This window comes from Aquirufa aurantiipilula, from assembly GCF_019923745.1.
Taxonomy (GTDB): Bacteria; Bacteroidota; Bacteroidia; order Cytophagales; family Spirosomataceae; genus Aquirufa; species Aquirufa aurantiipilula.
Genome location: NZ_JAANOG010000033.1, coordinates 1 through 747 on the forward strand (window position 1 = coordinate 1; position 747 = coordinate 747).

Here is a 747-nt window from a genome sequence, read left to right on the forward strand (position 1 = left end):
CAGGAACTATGACTGCTGGAACAAGTGCCGTGACTATCTCCGGTGTAACTTATACCAAAGCGGAAACAGGTGTAGTCTTAACGGCTACGGGTTCTGTGGCGGGTAATGTCAATGGTAAAACAGGTGATTCCAATGCCTTTACGGTGGTGGCGGGTGCAGCTGATGCAGCTGTTTCTACCTTAACTCCTACTTCGGCTAGTATTGTGGCTGATGGATCTACACAGGTGTTAGTTGTTACGGCAAAAGATGCCAATGGAAATAACTTAACTGCTGGTGGTGCTACAGTAACTATCACAAATTCTTCGGGTTCAGGTACCATTGGTTCTGTAACCGATAACGGTAATGGTACTTACTCTGCTACCGTAACGGCTCCTAATACCGCTGGTTCAGGAGTTTTCGTAGCTACCTTAGGTGCTGCTCAAGTAAAAAGTGGTACGGGTTCTCAAACTCAATCTACCATCACATACACGGCTGGTAGCGCAACTAAATTAGTCGTAAGCAACATCGCTCAACAAACTGCTGGTACTGGTTTTGCCGTAACAGTAACCTTAACGGATGCCAATGGCAATCCAGTGAATGCTACCTTAGATGGTACTGTCACCTTAACTCGTAAAACAGGCACAGGTACTTTAGGTGGTACTGTGACAGGAACTATGACTGCTGGAACAAGTGCCGTGACTATCTCCGGTGTAACTTATACCAAAGCGGAAACAGGTGTAGTCTTAACGGCTACGGGTTCTGTGGCGG

The 747-nt window shown here is 46.7% G+C and carries 1 protein-coding gene; it reads left to right on the top strand.

What is annotated here, in order from left to right:
- Positions 1–747, top strand: a 747-nt coding sequence (locus G9H60_RS13215; RefSeq protein ID WP_223144511.1) for an Ig-like domain-containing protein, incomplete at both ends; no start/stop codon positions are given.